This window comes from Glycomyces tarimensis, from assembly GCF_054776215.1.
Genome location: NZ_BAAHCB010000001.1, coordinates 298,709 through 313,067, shown reverse-complemented (window position 1 = coordinate 313,067; position 14,359 = coordinate 298,709). Strand labels below are relative to the sequence as shown.

Annotated in this window: 16 protein-coding genes and 1 pseudogene; 12 read left to right on the top strand and 5 right to left on the bottom strand. The window is 68.6% G+C overall.

Annotation, left to right across the window (positions count from 1 at the left end):
• Window positions 1–71: 71 nt before the first annotated feature.
• The 3 genes from ACYVK3_RS01505 to ACYVK3_RS01495 are packed head-to-tail and all read right to left on the bottom strand — an operon-like array spanning window position 72 to window position 1,430.
• The gene (locus tag ACYVK3_RS01505; RefSeq protein WP_460495468.1) at window positions 72–962 is read right to left on the bottom strand and encodes an NUDIX domain-containing protein; all 891 of its coding nucleotides are present in this window, start codon (window positions 960–962) and stop codon (window positions 72–74) included.
• A 48-nt stretch (window positions 963–1,010) separates the two neighbouring features.
• Window positions 1,011–1,208: a hypothetical protein gene (locus ACYVK3_RS01500; protein WP_460495467.1), complete on the bottom strand. Its 198-nt coding sequence runs from the start codon at window positions 1,206–1,208 to the stop codon at window positions 1,011–1,013.
• Between the two features lie 6 nt (window positions 1,209–1,214).
• The gene (locus ACYVK3_RS01495; RefSeq protein WP_460495466.1) at window positions 1,215–1,430 is read right to left on the bottom strand and encodes a hypothetical protein; all 216 of its coding nucleotides are present in this window, start codon (window positions 1,428–1,430) and stop codon (window positions 1,215–1,217) included.
• Window positions 1,431–1,787: 357 nt separating this feature from the next.
• On the opposite strand from ACYVK3_RS01495, the gene ACYVK3_RS01490 reads away from it, so the two are divergent.
• From ACYVK3_RS01490 to ACYVK3_RS01435, 12 genes and pseudogenes are all read left to right on the top strand, one after another.
• Entirely contained in the window at window positions 1,788–2,576 is a 789-nt protein-coding gene (locus ACYVK3_RS01490; RefSeq protein WP_460495465.1) for a lysophospholipid acyltransferase family protein, read from the top strand.
• An 11-nt stretch (window positions 2,577–2,587) separates the two neighbouring features.
• Window positions 2,588–3,592: an NAD(P)H-dependent glycerol-3-phosphate dehydrogenase gene (locus ACYVK3_RS01485; RefSeq protein WP_460495604.1), complete on the top strand. Its 1,005-nt coding sequence runs from the start codon at window positions 2,588–2,590 to the stop codon at window positions 3,590–3,592.
• On the top strand, window positions 3,585–4,625 hold the full coding sequence (locus ACYVK3_RS01480; RefSeq protein WP_460495464.1) for a D-alanine--D-alanine ligase family protein: 1,041 nt from the start codon (window positions 3,585–3,587) through the stop codon (window positions 4,623–4,625). The genes ACYVK3_RS01485 and ACYVK3_RS01480 overlap by 8 nt, the downstream gene beginning before the upstream one ends.
• A gap of 172 nt (window positions 4,626–4,797) precedes the next feature.
• A complete protein-coding gene (rpsD, locus tag ACYVK3_RS01475) occupies window positions 4,798–5,403 on the top strand; it encodes a 30S ribosomal protein S4 (protein ID WP_460495463.1) in 606 nt (201 codons plus the stop codon).
• A 452-nt stretch (window positions 5,404–5,855) separates the two neighbouring features.
• Window positions 5,856–6,077: a translation initiation factor IF-1 gene (infA, locus tag ACYVK3_RS01470; protein WP_026929479.1), complete on the top strand. Its 222-nt coding sequence runs from the start codon at window positions 5,856–5,858 to the stop codon at window positions 6,075–6,077.
• A 27-nt stretch (window positions 6,078–6,104) separates the two neighbouring features.
• Window positions 6,105–6,221 carry a 50S ribosomal protein L36 gene (rpmJ, locus tag ACYVK3_RS01465; RefSeq protein WP_081687242.1) on the top strand — a complete coding sequence of 39 codons (117 nt, stop codon included), beginning with the start codon at window positions 6,105–6,107 and terminating at the stop codon, window positions 6,219–6,221.
• 182 nt (window positions 6,222–6,403) lie between these two features.
• Window positions 6,404–6,778, top strand: coding sequence for a 30S ribosomal protein S13 (gene rpsM / locus ACYVK3_RS01460; RefSeq protein ID WP_460495462.1), 375 nt, complete (start codon window positions 6,404–6,406; stop codon window positions 6,776–6,778).
• Window positions 6,778–7,176, top strand: a complete 399-nt coding sequence (gene rpsK, locus ACYVK3_RS01455; RefSeq protein ID WP_460495461.1) for a small ribosomal subunit protein uS11 — start codon at window positions 6,778–6,780, stop codon at window positions 7,174–7,176. Before rpsM ends, rpsK begins: the two co-directional genes overlap by 1 nt.
• Window positions 7,177–7,266: 90 nt before the next feature.
• Window positions 7,267–8,313, top strand: a complete 1,047-nt coding sequence (locus tag ACYVK3_RS01450; protein WP_460495460.1) for a DNA-directed RNA polymerase subunit alpha — start codon at window positions 7,267–7,269, stop codon at window positions 8,311–8,313.
• Between the two features lie 69 nt (window positions 8,314–8,382).
• Window positions 8,383–8,730 (top strand): annotated as a pseudogene (gene rplQ / locus ACYVK3_RS01445) (50S ribosomal protein L17); the annotation flags it as partial.
• A gap of 70 nt (window positions 8,731–8,800) precedes the next feature.
• Window positions 8,801–9,616, top strand: coding sequence for a tRNA pseudouridine synthase A (gene truA, locus ACYVK3_RS01440; RefSeq protein ID WP_460495459.1), 816 nt, complete (start codon window positions 8,801–8,803; stop codon window positions 9,614–9,616).
• Window positions 9,617–9,689: 73 nt separating this feature from the next.
• A complete protein-coding gene (locus tag ACYVK3_RS01435; RefSeq protein WP_460495458.1) occupies window positions 9,690–10,736 on the top strand; it encodes a PI-PLC domain-containing protein in 1,047 nt (348 codons plus the stop codon).
• A 349-nt stretch (window positions 10,737–11,085) separates the two neighbouring features.
• On the opposite strand, the gene ACYVK3_RS01430 is transcribed toward ACYVK3_RS01435, so the two are convergent.
• Together ACYVK3_RS01430 and ACYVK3_RS01425 are read right to left on the bottom strand one after the other, a co-directional pair.
• Window positions 11,086–13,050, bottom strand: a complete 1,965-nt coding sequence (locus ACYVK3_RS01430) for an HNH endonuclease signature motif containing protein (protein ID WP_460495457.1) — start codon at window positions 13,048–13,050, stop codon at window positions 11,086–11,088.
• A gap of 486 nt (window positions 13,051–13,536) precedes the next feature.
• A complete protein-coding gene (locus ACYVK3_RS01425; protein ID WP_460495456.1) occupies window positions 13,537–14,298 on the bottom strand; it encodes an SDR family NAD(P)-dependent oxidoreductase in 762 nt (253 codons plus the stop codon).
• Window positions 14,299–14,359 lie beyond the last annotated feature (61 nt).

Below are 14,359 nucleotides of genomic sequence, written 5' to 3'. Positions count from 1 at the left end.
CTGGCGCAATCGCCGCTGCGACGACCTCGAGCTGTGAGTTCGCGGAGCGGGCAACGGTACCGCGAACGGCGTCAGAGGCGCTCGATGCCGATGAGCCGCTGCCCGGCCAGCGAGAGGACCCAGCCCTCGCCCGCGCGCGTCGACACGTCGGCTGCCGCCAGATCGTCCTCGTCGGCCAGGATCGCCACCGTGTCGCTGACGACCTCCGGCTCGGCGCACACGATCGCGCACCCCCCGGCCGCGGCCAGCTCCCGCAGCCGCGTGCTCGAACGCTCGGGGTTGCGCCCGTGCGCGTCGGCGTCGAACACCGAGTCGCCGGTCAGGCCGCAGCGCACCGCTGTCGCCACGGGTTCGAGCGTCTGCACGCTCGCCCTGCCGGTGGCGCTCAAGGCCCGCTCGGGCTGGTACAGCGCCGCGAGGGCGGCCAGCCGCACCGCCTGCTCGCGGCCGGCGGCGCTCAGCGGGCGGGCCACGTCCGGACCGTCGAAGGCCCGCTCCATCTCCGCCGGCGCGACCAGCAGGATCGTGGAGCTGACCGCCGGCATCGCCGAGAACGCCTTGAGCGCCTGCTGGTCCCGCGGCCGGTCGAGCCGCTCGCGCGCCTCGGCCAGCGCCATCCAGCGCCGCTCCCCGATCTCCTCGTCGGCCACGAACGCCGCGTCGGGCTTCTCGGTGCGCATCGACCAGAAGTCCACGGTCTTGTACACGTCGCCGGTGGGGTTGGGCAGCACGTAAGCCGCCCGGCACAGCCACATCTGCGGAATGACCGGCACGCCGGTCTCCTCCTCGACCTCCCGGCACGCGGCCGTCAAGGGGTGCTCGCCCTCGTCGAGCTTGCCCTTGGGCAGCGACCAGTTGCCGACCTTCGGCCGCCACACGGCGACCACTTCGATGCGCCCCCGCGCGCCGGTGCGCCACAGCACGCCCCCGGCCGCGGCCACCCGCTTCCGTGTCCTGCTCACGCCTCATACGGTACTGGTGCGCGGCCACGAACGGGTACCACCACACCCTTACGGATGCATGGTGAGCATGCGGATCGCGGTGACCGATCCCGTGTCGTCCGCGTCGAGTTGGACGCGCTGGCCGGGCCGCAGGAAGCGGAGCCCGGATACGGCGAAGGCCGCCGCGTCGAAGGCGACGCGGCGGCCCGAGTCGAGGACGACCTCGCCGGAGGTGTCCTCATTGAAGTTCGCGACAGTCCCCTGCAAGGCGGTCTACCTGCGGAGCTGTTTCCGGTCGGTGCCGGTGATGGCGTTCTTGGCCTTCCAGCCGAGGAACACCAGACCGCCCACGACGCCGACGATGAGGGCGATCTTGATGAGCGCGCCGATGCCCGCGAAGATCCAGCCGACGACGGTGGCCACGAGCCAGATCGCCACGATCGCGCCGCCGAACAGGGCCGCGAGCCATCCGAGGAGACGCCAGTTCATATTCATTCACTCCGGTCGAGTTAGAGGTCCGGGCTGCCGCAGTCCGTCGGCAGGGTCGATGTCATTTTGACTCTATGATGACATCATTTGTTTGTCAGCGCAAGCCGCCCCGTGGTGCCGGCACGTCGCAGCGGTTCGCGCTCCCAAGGAATAGAGCAGCGACCACGGTGCGCGGCCGTCCGTACCGGCGGCCTCACACCCCGTGTTGACCAGGCGGGGCCCTCTGAGTCAGAGCCCACGGCCCGGTTCCCGTCTCCCGCCCATGACAGGTCGGGCTATAGAGTGCTCTCCACACAGACGATCGCACACCCTGTGCCGAATTTATCGCTCGCAGGCATCGCCGAGAGGAGCACGCAGGTGACTGAGGACCGAGCCGATGCCCGGTACGCCTTCAGGCGATCCGGTGGCGACCGGCTCCCCTGGCTCGTCCACGTCGCGGGCGGCCTCGTCAAGGGCGCCCTCGTACTCCTCACCAAGCGCCGGTGGGACGGGATGGGCAACATCCCGCTCGGCGGCCCGGTCATCCTCGTGTGGAACCACTACTCCGACTTCGACCCGCTCCCGGTCGCCCACTTCGTCTACAACTCCGGGCGCCACCCGCGCTTCCTGCTCAAGAGCTCCCTCGTCGAGATCCCCGTGGTCGGCCCGATCATCAAGGCCACCGGCCAGATCCCCGTCCACCGGGGACGCAAGGACGCCGCCGACTCCCTCCGCGAGGCGCTCGACGTCCTCAAGGCGGGCGGCGCCGTCGTCATGGCCCCCGAAGGCACGGTGACCAAGGAGCCGGACCGCTGGCCGATGCGCGGCAAGACCGGCGTCGCACGCCTCGCCCTGGAGTCCGGCGCGCCCGTCGTCCCGGTCGCCCAGTGGGGCTCGCTCGCGATCCACGACCGCCGGCGCACACCCAAGTTCAAGCTCGGTCGGCGCAAGACGGTCACCGTCGTCGCCGGGCCGCCGGTCGACCTGTCGCAGTGGCGCGGCGCCGAGATCACCCGCGAGCATCTCGCCGCCGTGGCCGAGCGGGTCATGGAGACGCTGCGGGCAGGCGTCGCCGAGATCCGCGGCGAGGAGGCACCGCCCCTGTTCGACGTCCGCGAACGTCGCATGAACCAGCGCGAAGACGAAGAAAGCGAGCCGAGCGAGTGAGAGCAGCCGTCATGGGAGCCGGGTCGTGGGGCACCGTGTTCGCCAAGATCCTCGCCGACGCCGGAACGCCCGTCACGCTCTGGGCCCGGCGCTCGAGCGTCGCCGAGGCCGTCAACGAGCACCGCCGCAACCCCGACTACTTCCCCGACATCACGCTCCCCGAAGGCGTCTCGGCCACCACCGACCCCGCCGAGGCCCTGCGCGGCGCCGGCATCGTCGTGCTCTCCATCCCGAGCCAGACCCTGCGCCCGAACCTCGCCGCCTGGTCCGGCCTCATCGACCCCGACGCGACGCTGCTGAGCCTCATGAAAGGCATCGAGCTCGGCACCACCGCGCGCATGACCGAGGTCATCGTCGAGGTCGCCGGCGTCGACGAGCAGCACGTCGCCGTCCTGTCCGGACCGAACCTCGCGCGCGAGATCGCCGAGGAGCAGCCGACCGCCTCCGTCGTCGCCTGCGCCGACCACGACCGAGCCGTCGCCGTCCAGCGCGCCGTGATCACCAACTACTTCCGGCCGTACACCAACACCGACGTGATCGGCTGCGAGCTCGGCGGCGCCACCAAGAACGTCATCGCCCTGGCCTACGGCATGGCCGCCGGGATGGGCCTGGGCGACAACACCAAGGCCACGATCATCACCCGCGGCCTGGCCGAGACGACCCGCCTCGGCATCCGGCTCGGCGCCGACCCCACCACGTTCGCCGGGCTCGCCGGCCTCGGCGACCTGGTCGCGACCTGCTCCTCGCCGCTGTCGCGCAACCACACCTTCGGCGAGCAGCTCGGCCTCGGGGCTACGTTGGACGAGGCCGCCCGGGTCACCAAGCAGACCGCCGAGGGCGTCAAGAGCTGCCGTTCGATCACCGATCTGGCCCACAAGGTCGGCGTCGAGATGCCGATCTGCGACGCCGTCGAGCGCGTCTGCCACGAGGGGCTCGACCCCCGTGCCGCCGTCGCCGAGCTCATGGGCCGCGAGACCAAACCTGAAACCGATTCCTTGAGGTCAAACCATGACTAAGCCAACCGTCGCCGTGTTCTTCGGCGGTCGCAGCGTCGAACAGCCCGTGTCCTGCTCGTCCGGATCCGGGGTGGCCGAGGCCCTGCGCGAGCGCGGCTACGAGGTCACCGCCGTCGGCATCACCCGCGAAGGCGACTGGGTGCAGCTCCCCGGGGACGCCACCTTCGCCATCGAGGAGGCCGGTTCGCTCCCCGAGGTCACCGCCGACTCCGGCAAGTCCGTCGCGCTCGAACTCGGTCCGGGACACCAGACTCCCGCCGACATCGCCTTCCCGGTGCTCCACGGTCCCTTCGGCGAGGACGGCACCATCCAGGGCCTGTTCGAGATGGCCGGCGTGCCCTACGTCGGCTCCGGGGTGCTCTCCAGCTCCATCTGCATGGACAAGGAGTTCACCAAGCGCCTGCTCGACGCCGAGGGCGTCCCGCAGGGCAAGTGGGCGGTCCTCAAGGCCGGCGAGGAACTCGACGCGCATGCCGTCATCGAGAAGCTCGGCCTGCCGGTCTTCGTCAAGCCCGCCCGGGCCGGGTCGAGCCTGGGCATCAGCAAGGTCAAGTCCGGCGCCGCGCTCGCCGATGCCGTCCAGAAGGCCCGCGAGGTCGACGACAAGGTCGTCTTCGAGGCCGCCTTCGAGGGCGTCCGCGAGATCGAGATGGGCGTGCTCGCCACGCTCGACGGCGAGCTCGAGGTCACCTACCCGCTCGAGGTGCTCGCCCAGGGCAGCGACGGCTGGTTCGACTTCGACGCGAAGTACCTCGACAACCCCGAGCCGTTCAACCTCGAGCCCGACTTCCCCGACGGCGTCGCCGAGCAGGCCCAGGCGCTGGCCAAAAAGGTCTTCCGGCTGCTGGAATGCCGCGACCTGGCGCGCGTGGACTGCTTCCTGGCCCCCGACGGGATCGTCTACCTCAACGAGGTGAACACCATGCCGGGCCTCACCCCGATGAGCGGCGTGCCGCAGGCGTTCGCCGCGGCCGGGGTCGAATACGGCGAGCTCGTAGAGCGCTTGGTCACTCTGGCGGCATCCCGGCGTTGATGCTCGGCCGAATGCCGAGTAGATTAGCCGGGTTGACACCCTGGAATCCAGGGTGCCAGGCACGCTGTACATCCCGTGGACACGCCGTTCGAGCGTGTTTCACTCTCGCGCCCCCGCAGGTCGGAGGCGAGTCGTGCCTCAAACGAGGCAGTAATGAATTAATGGAGATTGCATGGAAGCAAAGGCGAAGGTCAAGCTTTCCCGTTCGCTCGGGATCGCCCTGACGCCGAAGGCCGCCAAGTACATGGAGCGCCGTCCCTACCCTCCGGGGCAGCACGGCCGCGGCCGCAAGAAGGAATCCGACTACAAAAACCAGCTCGTCGAGAAGCAGCGCCTCCGCGCGCAGTACAACATCTCCGAGCGCCAGCTGCGCAACGCCTACGCCGAGGCCGTGCGCAAGCCCGGCAAGACCGGTGAGGTCCTCGTCGGCCTCCTCGAGTCCCGCCTCGACGCCTTCGTGCTGCGCGCCGGCTTCGCGCGCACCATCTACCAGGCGCGCCAGTTCGTCAACCACGGCCACTTCACGGTGAACGGCCGCAAGGTCGACATCCCGTCGTACCGGCTCAAGCCGAACGACTTCGTGCAGGTCCGCAAGAAGTCCCGCACGACGACGCCGTTCCAGCTGGCCGCGGCCGGCGCGTGGGCCGGCGAGCAGACCCCGGCCTACATCGAGTCCCACCTCGACGGCCTCGTGGCACGCTTCATCCAGGTGCCCGAGCGCAAGCAGATCCCCGTGATCTGCGACGAGCAGCTCGTCGTCGAGTACTACTCGAAGTAAGCGTGCAACGGAGCGGCCCGCCGCATCAACGGCGGGCCGTCTCGTGTTCGCGGCAGTGCCGTCCGTCACGGTCTCCCCGCTGGTAGCCGCCTCGCCGACGCGAGTAGACTTAGCCAGCGGTGCAGTGCGTTCTGTCTTGAGTTCGCCCGCGCTCCGGCGAAACGGAACGCAGGCTTTGACGGCGAACTGCACCGGTGCGACCAGCACGCGGCCCTCGAAGGCCGCACTGCGGTCGCGCTAGCGGCCCCACAGCGCGAATGTACGGCTCGCAGGCTTCGCCATGAGTGCGAACGCCTTGCTCGCAAGCTTCGCAATGGCTGGGCCGCGAAACATGCCTGATCAACGCCAGCGGTCCCCGCACGGGGCCCGCGGTGTTGCCGGGCGTGTACCAGTCGCTTCGAGCCCGGAAGGGCACGGAGTGTTCGGACCGAGTTGTCACGGTAGCGGAGGACATGCCGAAAAAAGACGGTGCCATCGAGATTGAAGGCAAGGTCGTCGAGTCCCTCCCGAACGCTATGTTCCGGGTGGAGCTCACCAACGGCCACAAAGTACTCGCTCACATCAGCGGCAAGATGCGACAGAACTACATCCGGATCCTCCCCGAGGACCGCGTAGTCGTCGAACTCTCGCCGTACGACCTGTCGCGCGGGCGGATTGTCTACCGCTACCGCTGACCTGACGACTACACGTAAGTAGGACTCGTGAAAGTCAAACCGAGCGTCAAGAAGATCTGCAAGAACTGCCGCGTGATCCGCAGGCACGGACGAGTGATGGTCATCTGCTCGTCCGACCCGCGTCACAAGCAGCGTCAGGGCTAGATCTTCACACGCCTATAAGCAAGGCCCCACGCTCAGAGATGGGGAACCGCCGCCAGTGCGCGGGCAAGCGCACAACCCTCGGCTCGGAGGCCGAGGCTCGCATCGCCCATCGAGGGCAGGGGCATCACGCCCTGGCGGGACGGCGGCGGTCAGACCTCCGACACGCCAAGGAGAACGCCTAGATGGCACGCCTGGTTGGAGTGGACCTCCCGCGCGACAAGCGCCTGGAGATCGCACTCACCTACATCTATGGTGTCGGCCGCACGCGCTCGCTGCAGACGATCGAGGCCACCGGCCTCGACCGCGACAAGCGCGTCAAGGATCTCACCGACGACGAACTGGTGAAGCTCCGCGACCACATCGAAGAGCACTACCAAGTCGAGGGTGACCTGCGCCGCGAGGTGCAGGCCGACATCCGCCGCAAGATCGAGATCGGCTGCTACCAGGGCCTGCGTCACCGCTTCGGTCTGCCGGTCCACGGTCAGCGCACCAAGACCAACGCTCGGACCCGCAAGGGCCCGAAGAAGACCGTCGCCGGAAAGAAGAAGGCCCGCTAATGCCTCCGAAGACTCGTGGCGGGTCGAAGAACCCGCGCGCCAAGAAGAAGAACGTGCCCCACGGGCACGCCCACATCAAGAGCACCTTCAACAACACCATCGTGTCGATCACCGACCCGACCGGTGCGGTCGTCTCCTGGTCCTCCTCGGGCCAGGTGGGCTTCAAGGGCTCGCGCAAGTCGACCCCGTTCGCCGCGCAGATGGCGGCCGAGGCCGCCGCCCGCAAGGCGATGGACAACGGCATGCGCAAGGTCGACGTCTACGTCAAAGGTCCCGGCTCCGGCCGTGAGACCGCGATCCGTTCCCTCCAGGCCGTCGGTCTCGAGGTCGGCTCGATCAACGACGTCACTCCGCAGCCGCACAACGGCTGCCGCCCGCCGAAGCGCCGCCGCGTCTAGCCGGGTTCCACACCGTGAGGTCTCCGACCTCAAGCTCCAAACGTTAGCGGCGTCATATAGCGGGCGCCCCGAACAAAGGAAAACACCGAAGTGCTTATCACTCAGCGGCCCACGCTCTCCGAGCAGCAGCTCAGCCCGACCCGTTCGAAGTTCACCATCGAACCGCTCGAGCCCGGTTTCGGCTACACGCTCGGCAACTCACTGCGGCGCACGCTGCTGTCGTCCATCCCGGGCGCGGCGGTCACCTCGATCAAGATCGACGGCGTGCTCCACGAGTTCTCCACCATCCCCGGCGTCAAGGAAGACGTCGTGGAACTGGTGCTGAACGTCAAGCAGATCTGCGTCTCCTCGGAGAACGACGAGCCGGCCACCATGTACCTGCGCAAGGAAGGCCCCGGCGAAGTCCTCGCCGGAGACATCCAGCCGCCCGCCGGAGTGCAGGTCCACAACCCCGAACTCAAGCTCGCGACCCTGAACTCGAAGGGCCGCCTGGACATGGAGTTCGTGGTGGAGCGCGGCCGAGGCTACGTCTCGGCCCCGCAGAACAAGGCCGACACGAACGAGATCGGCCGCGTCCCGGTCGACTCGATCTACTCGCCGGTCCTGAAGGTGGCCTACTCGGTCGACGCCACCCGCGTCGAGCAGCGCACGGACTTCGACAAGCTGACCGTCGACGTCGAGACCAAGGCCTCGACCTCGCCGCGCACCGCGCTGGCGTCCGCCGGCTCGACCCTGGTCGAGCTGTTCGGGCTCTACCGCGAGCTCGACACCGAAGCCGAGGGCATCGACGTCGGGCCGAGCCCGGCCGACCAGCAGCTGGCGGCCGATCTGGCCCTGCCGATCGAGGACCTCGACATGACCGTCCGGTCCTACAACTGCCTCAAGCGCGAGGGCGTCAACACCGTCGGCGAACTCATCAACCGCACCGAGGCGGACCTGCTCGACATCCGCAACTTCGGGCAGAAGTCGATCGACGAGGTCAAGATGAAGCTCGCCGGCATGGGCCTGAGCCTGAAGGACTCGCCCGGGACCTTCGACCCGTCCGAGGCCGCAGTGGCCTACGGGTCCGAAGAGCCCGGCGAGGCCGATGAGTACGAAGACGACGGTGAGGACCTCCGCGAGACCGAGCAGCTCTAACGCTGCCCGCCAAGTGGCGGTCGGTTCCGTAAGACGGCCGGCCGCGCCAAGACCAGAGGAGTAAGACCAATGCCCAAACCTTCCAAGGGCCCGCGCCTGGGCGGTTCCCCGGCTCACGAGAAGCTGATGCTGGCCAACCTCGCGGCCTCGCTGTTCGAGCACGGCAGCATCACGACCACGCTGACGAAGGCTCGTCGCCTGCGTCCCTACGCCGAGCGTCTGATCACGTACGGCAAGAAGGGCAGCCTGCACCACCGCCGCCTGGCGCTGGCCAAGCTGCGCAACAAGGACGCCACGCACGACCTGTTCGAGCAGGTCGCCCCCCGCTTCGCCGAGCGCGAAGGCGGCTACACCCGGATCATCAAGGCCGGGAACCGCAAGGGCGACAACGCGCCGATGGCGATCATCGAGCTCGTCGACTAGCAGCGCGGATCACCGCGCGCAGGGCATATGCTTTGCGCGCGGTTTTTCGTATCTGGAGGCATTCGTGGACCACAGGACCAGGCTGCGGCTGGGCGTCGCATACGACGGCGGCGAGTTCTCCGGCTGGGCGCTGCAACCGGGCCGGCGCACCGTCGCCGCTGAGGTGATCCGCGCCTTGGAGCTGCTGTTCGGCGAGATCGAGCACTTCACCGTCGCCGGCCGCACCGACGCCGGTGTCCACGCCGTCGGCCAGGTCGTCCACGTCGACGTCCCCACCGCGAAGTGGGAGGCGCTCGCCGAGAAGCTCCTGTGGCGGCTGCGCGGCATCCTCCCGCCGGACGTGCGCGTCACCGCGGCCGAGGCCGTCGACCCGTCGTTCAACGCCCGCTTCGCGGCGCGCTGGCGCCGCTACGTCTACCGCGTCGCCGACGCCCGCTGGGGCGTCAACCCGCTGCGACGCGCCGACACCCTCGCCTGGCCCCGGCCGCTCGACGTCGAGCACATGCACGCCGCCTGCCAGACGCTGCTCGGCGAGCACGACTTCGTCGGCTTCTGCAAGCAGCGCGAGGGCGCCACGACCATCCGCGAGCTGCTCCAGTACGACTGGGCGCGCGACGCCGAAGGCGTCGCCGTCGCCACCGTGCGCGCCGACGCGTTCTGCCACTCGATGGTCCGCAGCCTCGTCGGCGCGGCCCTCGCCGTCGGCGACGGCCACCGCGACGCGGCGTGGCTGGCCTCGCTCCTGAGTCTCACCGAGCGCGCGAACGACGTCCACGTCGTCGGCCCGCAAGGACTCTCGCTCGTCGAGGTCTCGTACTCCGAGGATCCCGAGGACTGGAAGTCCCGCATCGACCTCACCCGGCGCGTCAGGACGCTTTGACCTCACCGATTCGACGGTCACCGGTCGCGTGTCATTCACCGGTGCGCAACGCGCCGCCACCAGGCTGAGGGTCATGCGACGTCTCATCCCCGCCGTGGCCGCCACCGCCGCCGCGGCCCTCCTCGTCTCACTTCCCGCCCCGGCCTTCGGGCACGGCCACAAGCGCGACTTCGACCTCCAAGCCCACCGCGGCGGCCTCGGCCTGGTCGTCGAGAGCACCCTCCCGGCCTTCGCGAACGCGCTCGAACTCGGGGTCAGCACCCTCGAACTCGACGTCCAGATCACCGAGGACGGCCACGCCGTCGTCACCCACGACCGGCGCGTCTCCGGATCGAAGTGCCTCGACACCGAACCGGCCTTCGCCGGCGACCCCGAGTACCCGTATGTCGGCAAGTACGTCAAGAACCTCACCCTCGAACAGGTCCACACGCTCGACTGCGGCACCCTGACCCAGCCGAGCCACCCCGGACAGCGGGCCGTGCCAGGCGAGCGCATGCCGCTGCTGTCCGAGGTGTTCGACCTCGTGCAGTCCTACAAGGCCCGCAAGGTCACCCTCAATATCGAGACCAAAGTGGAGGCCGGTGCCCCCGAGGAGACCGCGCCGCGCGAGGCCTTCGTCGAGACCGTCGTCGCCGACATCGAAGCGGCGGACATCGCCGACCAGGTGACGATCCAGAGCTTCGACTGGGGCGCGCTCATGCTCATGGGCGAGACCGCGCCCGAGTTGCCGCTCGTCGCGCTCACCAACTACGACTTCCTCCAGATCGACCGGCCCGGCGCCTCGCCGTGGCTGGGCGGCATCGACATCGACGACTTCGGCGACGACCCGATCGCCGCGATCGACTCCTTCGGCGCCTCGGCGTTCTCGCCCGTGCACGGATTCCCGCAGCACGGCAGTGTCGACGATCCCGACTACGAGCCGTACGTGACCGCCGAGATGGTCGACCACGCCCACGACTCGGGCATCGAAGTCGTCCCGTGGACCATCAACGACGAGGCCACCATGCGCTCGCTCATCGAGGCCGGCGTGGACGGCATCATCACCGACCGGCCGGACGTGCTGCGAGAGCTCATGTGCGACTACGGCTTCAAACTCCCGAAGCGCTACCGCGCCCGCTAAAGTCCTGCCCGTCGCCTTGCAGCGAAACGGTCACCGGTCGATCCTGCTTGCTCACTGGAGCATCACGGTTGGGACGCAAGAGGAACCAGTGGCCGAAAAAGGCAGTCTCATGGATATATCCCAGCTACGGCCAAGTACGAAGGGACATATCCATGAGACGCCTTATCGAATCCACGAGTTTAGCCGCGGCGCCGCTCCCGGCGCTGGCCGCGTGCAGCGACAGGCGGAGAGAGCCGCCGAGCCGGAGAGGCTCGGTGGTGGACTTGACCACGACGCTGACCGGAGAGACCGGCATCGTAGGGGTCGCCTTCGAGGATCTGTGACCGGCAGCGCGGGCCGAATGCGCAGCTCATGGCCGTCCGGTGAGAGAGGCGGCCGTGGCCTGTTGAGACCGGCAATGGAAGCGGGGGCGTTGGCGGGGTCGGTCGGGTGTGATGGTCGTTCTGCGCCAAGGCAGCGACAAAAGCTGTGGCAGGTGGGGTGGCGTTGGCTGGTCGGCGCGGAGGTGGTCGGTGGGCTCGTGCCGGGTCGGATTGGGTCTGGCTGCGCGGCGGATTCGAGGTGATCTGTGGTCCGGTTCGGGGCCTGGGCATGGGAAGGGGCTCGAACCGGGTGTCCGGTTTCGAGCTGGCGACCTATGAGGTGCCTTCCCCGCCACGGCCTCCCGTAGCGGGCACCCTAAGAACGGGGGCGGTCCGTAGTCCGGTGCCGGTATGGCGCTGGCAAGGTCGCGAGTCCGCCTCGGTTCGCCAAATGGTGTGGCAGTCTCGTATGCCCGCCTCTGTTCCTGCCCCGGTTCGGGTGCCGGTGCTGTAGGCGGTTCGGGTTCGGTCGCGTGTTGGGGTGTCGGGGTGGTGAAGCGTGCTCGCAGTTTGGCGCGGGCGGCTTTCGCGGCGGCCATGACCTGCTCGGTCTCGGCCTGCTCGGCGGCGGCTTCGAGGTCGGGTTTCAGTGTCTCGGACCATTCTTCGGGGTACAGGCCGGTGGGGAAGGCGTTCGCGATGTCCTCGGCGAAGCCCAGATCCAGGTCGGTGTCGGTGCGCCAGTCGGCGCACCCGCATGTGAGGTCGGGGTCGGTGTCCTCGTGCCCGTCGTGGTGGACGATCAGGGCCTTGCCCGGTCCGGTTTTGGTGATGGTCCAGCCGGGGGTGTGGATGCGGCCGTGGTGGAACCGGCACAACAGGATCAGGTTCTCCGCGACGGTCGGGCCGCCGTTGGCCCAATGCACGATGTGGTGGGCTTCGGTCCACTGGACCGGTGCGCGGCAGCCGTTCCAGGCGCACCCGCCGGGCTGCTCGAGTTCCAGCTTCCTGCGCAGTGCGCTGTTGGGGAGCCGGAGTGCCCGGCCGAGTTCGATCGCTTCGCCGGTGCGGTAGTTGAACACGTTGGGGATGACCAAGCCTTCGCAGGCGAGCAGGCGGGCTTTACCGAGGGAGATGGGGTCGCCTTCGAGGGTCGGGACGCGTCCGGTGTCTTCCCCGGCCAACGTTTCGATGTCGACTGACAGGTGCAGGATGGCGGTGTGGCCGTGCCGCTTGGCCGCGTTCGGGTCGGCCCCGTGGGCCGCGAGCACCTGGTGGAACGCCTCGGCCCGCCGGTTCGCCGCAGGCGGCAGCGACCCGTCCTGGTCGACTTCGTCCTGCCGGGGCGGGGGCACGGCGGTGGTCAGGAGCTTGGCGAACAGCTTCCCGGTGTCCGAAGACAGGAGCCCGGAGAGGACGAACATGCCGTTCTCGGTCTCCACCAGATCCAGGCGTTGCAACGACTGCTGCCCGAGCCCGTCCAACAGCTCCTCACCGGAGTCGAGCGCGGCTTGGAGTTCGTCGAGTTGGGCGTGGACGTCTTTGACGGTGGCGTGGATGCAGTACTGCGCGATCAGATGCTCGGGGGTCGGGCAGAGGATGTCCGCGTCGAACGGGGAAGGGACCGGCTCGCGGTAGGGAGTCCGGGCGTACACACGCAAGACCTTGGTCGCGTCCAGACGCCGCACGGCCGCGGCGACCCGGTCGATCCGCGCCGCAGCGGAGGTGGCGGTCTCGGCGAGGACGGTGAACTTCCCGGCGGTGCGGGCAATCGCCGCCAGATCAGCCGCGACCCGCAGGTGGAAGTCGAACGTCGACACCAGCCACTCGCGCAGGGCCGAGAAGCCGTCGCAGTCACGGTGGATGTTCCAGGCTTTCGCCTCGATCACCCGGCGCAGGACCTCGGCGTGCACGGAGTTGATCAGGGAAGCGGCCTCATCGAGATCAGTGTGGATGACCTTGGCGCGCTCGGTCCGCTCGGTCCTGCTGGGCTTCATGCTCGCCTTGGCCATCTGACACCTCCCTCGGTCATTGAGGTCTCGTACGAACCTGCTGTTTCCGCCGGTTCGTGCTATACCTCTATTCTCCCAGGTCACAGGGTCCTTGTCATCACCCATTAGGGTGGGAAAACACTCACGTTTCCGGCCCGCCAGCCACCAACCACCCTGCCCCGCAAGCCATACCGCGAACCAAGGAACCGCCCCGGCCCGCACGCGAACCCACACCCCACCGGCATGTCCGCGAACCCGGCCTCCACAGAGCACTCACCTCTTCGTCGCTGACGCCTTTAGCGCAGTGCAACCATCAACGCCACACCGTTCCCGCCAGCGCCCCACCTTCCATTGCCGGTCTCCCCCAGGCGTAGACCGCGCTCCATGAATGCTGGACGGCCCTCGGCACGGTCATGCGCTCGAATCCCTCTTCGAAGTCTTCGAACGTGTGGTGCGTCCCCAGATGGCAACTCGGCCCGCAGCGTGGTCGTGCTGCGGGCCACGCGTTTACTGCGCGGTGAAGCCGCCATCGATCGACAGCGCCGCTCCGGTGATGAACGAGGCCTCGTCGCTCAGCAGGTGGCAGATGAACGCGGCCACCTCCTCGGGCCTGGCGATCCGGCCCATCGGGTGGAGCCCCGCGATCTTCTCGCGGCCCTCCTCGGTGGCTCCCGTCGTGGAGCGGTACAGCGGCGTGTCGACGCCTCCCGGCAGGACCGCGTTGATCCGCACGCCCTGCTTCGCGGTCTCGAGCGCGGCGGCCTTGGTCAGGCCGACCACGCCGTGCTTCGCGGCCACATACGGCGCTACGGTACCCATGCCGACGACCCCGAGGTTGGAGGCGTTGTTGACGATCGCGCCGCCTCCGGAGGCGGCGATGGCCGGGATCTGGTGTTTGAGCCCGTGGAACACACTGGTCAGTGTCAGGGTGATGTCGGTGTCCCAGGCCTTGGCGTCGATCTCGGTGACCGTGCCGAAGGCATTGAGCCCGCCGGCGTTGTTGAAGGCGCCGTGGAGGCCGCCGAATTCGTCCACTGTCCTCGCGATGAGGCGCTCGACCTGCTCCTCGTCGGTGACGTCGGTCGGCACGAACGCCGCCTGGCCGCCCTTCGCGGTGATCGAGGCGACCGCGGTCTCGGCGACGTCCTTCCGCAGCGAGGCGATGACCGCCGTCCCGCCCTCGGCCGCGACGCGCTCGGCGACGGCCAATCCCATGCCGGTCGCCCCGCCGGTGACGATGACCACTTTAGACTTGAATCGTGCGGACATGACTGCTCCTACCTGGTTGTCCATGGTTGACAAGGAGCAAGTCTCGTCACCGGTGAGGCCC

What these genes read in the sequence shown, in the direction of transcription:
- ACYVK3_RS01495 (WP_460495466.1), bottom strand. Translation starts at nt 1,430, where the DNA reads ATGAACTGGCGTCTCCTCGGATGGCTCGCGGCCCTGTTCGGCGGCGCG.
- ACYVK3_RS01485 (WP_460495604.1), top strand. Translation starts at nt 2,588, where the DNA reads ATGGGAGCCGGGTCGTGGGGCACCGTGTTCGCCAAGATCCTCGCCGAC.
- ACYVK3_RS01480 (WP_460495464.1), top strand. Translation starts at nt 3,585, where the DNA reads ATGACTAAGCCAACCGTCGCCGTGTTCTTCGGCGGTCGCAGCGTCGAA.
- rpsD (WP_460495463.1), top strand. Translation starts at nt 4,798, where the DNA reads ATGGAAGCAAAGGCGAAGGTCAAGCTTTCCCGTTCGCTCGGGATCGCC.
- infA (WP_026929479.1), top strand. Translation starts at nt 5,856, where the DNA reads ATGCCGAAAAAAGACGGTGCCATCGAGATTGAAGGCAAGGTCGTCGAG.
- rpsM (WP_460495462.1), top strand. Translation starts at nt 6,404, where the DNA reads ATGGCACGCCTGGTTGGAGTGGACCTCCCGCGCGACAAGCGCCTGGAG.
- rpsK (WP_460495461.1), top strand. Translation starts at nt 6,778, where the DNA reads ATGCCTCCGAAGACTCGTGGCGGGTCGAAGAACCCGCGCGCCAAGAAG.
- ACYVK3_RS01435 (WP_460495458.1), top strand. Translation starts at nt 9,690, where the DNA reads ATGCGACGTCTCATCCCCGCCGTGGCCGCCACCGCCGCCGCGGCCCTC.
- ACYVK3_RS01430 (WP_460495457.1), bottom strand. Translation starts at nt 13,050, where the DNA reads ATGGCCAAGGCGAGCATGAAGCCCAGCAGGACCGAGCGGACCGAGCGC.
- ACYVK3_RS01425 (WP_460495456.1), bottom strand. Translation starts at nt 14,298, where the DNA reads ATGTCCGCACGATTCAAGTCTAAAGTGGTCATCGTCACCGGCGGGGCG.